The sequence below is a fragment of the Halomonas sp. SIMBA_159 genome (assembly GCF_046536035.1).
Classification (GTDB): Bacteria; Pseudomonadota; Gammaproteobacteria; order Pseudomonadales; family Halomonadaceae; genus Vreelandella; species Vreelandella venusta_A.
Genome location: NZ_JAWJBT010000563.1, coordinates 1 through 272, shown reverse-complemented (window position 1 = coordinate 272; position 272 = coordinate 1). Strand labels below are relative to the sequence as shown.

General features: G+C 37.5%; 1 protein-coding gene. It reads right to left on the bottom strand.

Features of this window, described 5'->3' with window-relative positions:
• Positions 1-79, bottom strand: a 79-nt coding sequence (locus R0J87_RS20460; RefSeq protein WP_498888550.1) for an AbrB/MazE/SpoVT family DNA-binding domain-containing protein, incomplete at its 3' end; no start/stop codon positions are given.
• Between the last annotated feature and the right edge of the window lie 193 nt (positions 80-272).

Here is a 272-nt window from a genome sequence, read left to right as displayed (position 1 = left end):
CAAGATGAGCTTGTTGCACAATTGTTTGTGGAATCCTTACCGCAAGGCTATTTCCCCATTTTTTGATTGATGTAGTCATGGTTTATGAATTTTATCTGCTTAGTATATACATTGTATCAACTTAATCTTAGAGATATCAAGCAAAGGTAATGCTTTTCTATGAAGAAACGGTAATTTGTGAGCCTTGATCCGTTTTCGTGACTTCAATGCGGTGCTGGAAGGCTTCTTTGAATTCCCGCATATGGGTAACAGCTAGAATACAACAAAAGTCG